Annotated in this window: 3 protein-coding genes and 1 pseudogene; 2 read left to right on the plus strand and 2 right to left on the minus strand. The window is 59.7% G+C overall.

The genetic code is table 11. The annotated features are described in order from the left end of the window. Positions 1–322 (minus strand): annotated as a pseudogene (gene colR, locus DBR24_RS33990) (two-component system response regulator ColR); the annotation flags it as partial. A gap of 200 nt (positions 323–522) precedes the next feature. Here colR and DBR24_RS26685 point away from each other — a divergent pair. Together DBR24_RS26685 and DBR24_RS26690 are read left to right on the plus strand one after the other, a co-directional pair. Next, entirely contained in the window at positions 523–2,472 is a 1,950-nt protein-coding gene (locus DBR24_RS26685; protein ID WP_128616210.1) for an LTA synthase family protein, read from the plus strand. 52 nt (positions 2,473–2,524) lie between these two features. Beyond that, a complete protein-coding gene (locus tag DBR24_RS26690) occupies positions 2,525–3,268 on the plus strand; it encodes a phosphatase PAP2 family protein (RefSeq protein ID WP_128616211.1) in 744 nt (247 codons plus the stop codon). A 198-nt stretch (positions 3,269–3,466) separates the two neighbouring features. On the opposite strand, the gene groL is transcribed toward DBR24_RS26690, so the two are convergent. Next, positions 3,467–4,785 (minus strand): chaperonin GroEL (groL, locus tag DBR24_RS26695; RefSeq protein ID WP_256591872.1); only part of this gene is annotated, 1,319 nt, incomplete at its 5' end.

Consider the following 4,785-nt stretch of genomic DNA (forward strand, 5'->3'; position numbering starts at 1 on the left):
CGGACAGGGCGAACGGTTTGACCAGGTAATCGTCGGCGCCGGACTTGAAACCCTGCAAGCGGTCGTCGAGTTGATCGCGAGCGGTGAGCATGATCACCGGCGTGTCACGACGGGCGTCTTCACGCAGGCGCTTGCACAGGGTGTAGCCATCAATGCCCGGCAGCATGATATCGAGCACGATCAGGTCGTAATGTTCGGTGGCAGCCAGATGCAGGCCCGACAGACCGTCCTGGGCACAATCGACTGTGTAGCCTTTGAGCCCCAGATAATCGGCCAGATTGGCCAGGATGTCGCGGTTGTCTTCGACCAATAGAATTCGCATGGGCACCTCCTCCGTACACAGTAACGGCCGTCATGGCCCGCGCAGCTTAAGGCCAGATTCTCCGCAGAGCTAGGGTTGAGCGTTTCGCGACTCAACTCTCTCGAGCATATTCAAGTCTTAACAAATTTTTCACTATAGGTTCACAACCTGGCGACAGTGACGCCGCGACACTCCCGCGCCATCGTAAAAGGAAGCAGACTATGGATTTTTTCAAGACGGCGCCCCTGCGCCTGCTGCTGTTGATTACCGGCGCCTGGCTGCTGATATTTTTCCTGACCCGGACCATTCTGCTCCTGACTCATCTGGATGAGGCCGGTGGCGTTGCCCTGTCGGTGTTCGGCATTGGTTTGCTGTATGACCTGGGTTTCCTTGCCTATGCGGCGCTGCCGTTGGGCCTGTATCTGTTGCTGTGCCCACCGGCCTTGTGGCGCCGCCGCGGTCATCGCTGGTTCCTGCGAGGGCTGCTGACCGTCAGCCTGTTCGTCATGCTGTTCGTGTCGGTGGCCGAATGGCTGTTCTGGGATGAGTTCGGCGTGCGCTTCAACTTCATCGCCGTGGACTACCTGGTGTACTCCGATGAAGTGCTGAACAACGTGCTCGAGTCGTACCCGATCGGCACCCTGCTGAGCATTCTGGCGCTGCTGGCCATTGGCATCAGCTTCGCGTTGCGCAAGCCGTTCAATGCGGCGCTGAATGCGCCACTGCCGCCGTTGCGCAAACGCCTGCTCAATGCGCTGGCGCTGCTGCTGGTGACCGGTCTCAGTCTGCAACTGCTCAGCCAGGACGCACCGCGCGCCCAGGGCGGCAATGCCTACCAGAACGAACTGGCGAGCAACGGCCCTTATCAGTTCTTCGCGGCCTTTCGTAACAATGAACTGGATTACAGCCAGTTCTACAGCAGCCGCTCGTCAGAAGAGGTGGCCCGGCAGATTCGCGCTGAACTGAACGAGCCCAACGCCCGCTTCATCGGTCAGGATCCGCAGGATATTCGCCGGGTGATCGACAACCCCGGCACGGCACGCACGCCCAACATCGTGCTGGTGACCATCGAAAGCCTCAGCGCCAAGTACCTGGGCAGCAACGGTGACAAGCGCGACCTGACGCCGCACCTCGATGCGCTGCGCAAACAGAGCCTGTATTTCAATAATTTCTACGCCACCGGCACCCGTACCGACCGTGGCCTGGAAGCCATCACCCTGGCCATTCCACCGACGCCGGGCCGCTCGATCGTCAAACGCATCGGCCGCGAAAGCGGGTTCGCCAGCCTGGGTCAGCAATTGAGTGCGGTAGGCTATGACAGTGTATTCGTCTACGGCGGGCGCGGTTACTTCGACAACATGAACGCGTTCTTCAGCGGTAACGGTTATCGCGTGGTCGATCAGAGCAGCGTCGACGAGGCCGAAATCCACTTCAAGAACGCCTGGGGCATGGCCGACGAGGACCTGTACACGCAAACCCTGAAACTGGCCGATGCCGATTTCGCCAAGGGCCAGCCGTTTCTGTTGCAGTTGATGACCACCTCCAACCATCGCCCGTACACCTACCCGGACAACCGCATCGACATCAAGTCCGGCAACGGTCGCGACGGCGCGGTGAAGTACACCGACTACGCCATCGGCCAGTTCCTTGAGCAGGCGCGCCAGAAACCGTGGTTCGACAACACGATCTTCATCTTCGTCGCCGACCACACCGCCGGTAGCGCCGGCAAGGAAGACCTGCCGATCGCCAACTATCAGATTCCGCTGTTCATTTATGCACCGAAGCTGATCGAACCACGCGAAAACGGCCAACTGGCCAGCCAGATCGACCTCGCGCCGACCCTGCTGGGCTTGCTGAACATGGATTACCAGTCGACGTTCTTCGGGCGCAACCTGCTGCAGGACAATCCCTTGCCGCCACGCGTGGTGGTTGGCAACTACCAGCATCTGGGGCTGTTCGACGGCAAGGATCTGGCCATTCTCAGCCCGCGCCAGGGCTTGCGCCGACACGACGATGCGCTGACTGAAAGCCGTGAATCCCGGGCGACCAGCGATGACCCGCTGATCAGCCGCGCCATCACCTACTACCAAACCGCCAGTTATGGCTTCAAACATCAGCTGCTTGGCTGGAAAGCATCCAAGGAGGGTGCGCCGCAAGTCAGCGAACGTTAATCGAAGCGCCCCGGGCCGATGCACCGGGGCGTTTTTTTGCTCAGGATCCAACATGTCATCAAACGTTGTGCGCCCCACCCCTCGCCCGTTGAATCCGTGGCTTTATCTGGGCATTCCCGCTGCTGCAGCGCTCATGCTGATCTTGCTGGAAACCACCGACCTGGACATGGTCCTGGCGCAAATGTTCTACGACCCGGTGGCGGGAAAGTTCATCGGCCGGCACAGCTTCTTCCTTGAAAACATCCTGCACGACCGCGCCAAACAGGTCGTGATCGGATTTTCGGTGTTTGCCATACTGGGTTTTATCGGCGCGTTTCTCATCGGCCGGCTCAAGCCGTTCAGGCGCGAACTGGGTTGCCTGGTGCTCTCACTCGGCCTGGCCACGTCATTCGTCACACCGATGAAAGCGGTGACGGCGGTGCAATGCCCATGGAGCCTGGAGCAATTCGGCGGCCACGAAACCTACAGCAAACTGCTCGACCATCGCCCGCCCACCGACAATCCCGGCCGTTGCTGGCCCGGTGGTCATGCGGCGACCGGCTTCACCCTGTTTGCGCTGTTCTTTGTGCTGCGTGACCGACGTCCGCGTCTCGCCCGACAGGCGTTCATCTTTGCCTTTGCCCTGGGCTCGGTGTTCTCGATCAGCCGGATGATGCAGGGTGCGCACTTCTTTTCGCACAACGTGTGGACGGCGATTTTCTGTTGGCTGATTTGCCTGGGGTCGTATTACTGGGTGCTGTATCGCCCGGCGGTGAAGGCTGAAGCCGTCGTCAAGGCACAACCGGTCAGCGCCTGATCTGACGCTATCGCTGGCAAGCCAGCTCCCACAATGTCCAAGGTGAAACACGTATTGGGTGAACACCATAGATCCTTGTGGGAGCTGGCTTGCCAGCGATTGCCGCACCTCGGTCTCAAGCCAACACTAAATCGAAGGCAATAAAAAACCCCGCTGGCTTTCGCCAGCGGGGTTTTGCGTTACAGGGGTAAGGCTGGCTTACATCATGCCGCCCATGCCACCCATGCCGCCCATGTCTGGCATACCGCCGCCAGCCGAGCCTTCTTTCTTCGGTGCATCAGCAACAGCGGCTTCGGTGGTCAGGATCAGACCGCCGATCGAGGCTGCAGCTTGCAGAGCGGAACGGGTTACCTTGGTTGGGTCCAGGATGCCCATTTCGATCATGTCGCCGTATTCGCCGGAAGCAGCGTTGTAACCGAAGTTACCTTTGCCGTTCTTCACTTCGTTGACGACTACGCTTGGCTCGTCACCGGAGTTGGCAGCGATCTGACGCAGCGGCGCTTCAACAGCGCGACGCAGCACAGCGATACCGACGTTCTGGTCAGCGTTGTCGCCGGTCAGTTCGGTCAGGGCTTCCAGAGCGCGGATCAGCGCAACGCCACCGCCAGGTACCACGCCTTCTTCAACGGCTGCACGGGTTGCGTGCAGGGCGTCTTCAACGCGGGCTTTCTTCTCTTTCATTTCAACTTCGGAACCAGCGCCAACCTTGATCACCGCAACGCCGCCGGACAGCTTGGCCAGACGCTCTTGCAGTTTTTCACGGTCGTAGTCCGAGGAAGTCTCGGCAACCTGAGCACGGATCTGAGCGATACGTGCCTGGATGTCGCCTTCAACGCCAGCACCGTCAACGATGATGGTGTTTTCCTTGGACAGGGTGACACGCTTGGCATTACCCAGGTGCTCCAGAGTGGTGCTTTCCAGGCTCAGGCCGATTTCTTCGGAGATCACGGTACCGCCGGTCAGAACGGCGATGTCCTGCAGCATGGCCTTGCGACGGTCGCCGAAGCCTGGAGCCTTGACGGCTGCGACTTTAACGATGCCACGCATGTTGTTCACAACCAGAGTCGCCAGGGCTTCGCCTTCAACGTCTTCGGCCACGATCAGCAGTGGGCGGCCGGCTTTGGCAACGGCTTCCAGCACTGGCAGCATTTCGCGGATGTTCGAGATCTTCTTGTCGACCAGCAGGATCAGCGGGCCGTCGAGCTCGGCCACCATGGTGTCCGGCTTGTTGACGAAGTACGGGGACAGGTAGCCACGGTCGAACTGCATGCCTTCTACAACCGACAGTTCGTTTTCCAGGCCCGAGCCTTCTTCAACGGTGATCACGCCTTCTTTACCGACTTTTTCCATGGCTTCGGCAATGATGTCGCCGATGGAGTTGTCGGAGTTGGCGGAGATGGTGCCGACCTGAGCGATCGCCTTGGTGTCAGCGCATGGCTTGGACAGGGCTTTCAGCTCTTTGACGATCGCGATGGTCGCTTTGTCGATACCGCGCTTGAGGTCCATCGGGTTCATGC

It is taken from the genome of Pseudomonas sp. HMWF006 (assembly GCF_003061205.1).
GTDB lineage: Bacteria > Pseudomonadota > Gammaproteobacteria > Pseudomonadales > Pseudomonadaceae > Aquipseudomonas > Aquipseudomonas monsensis.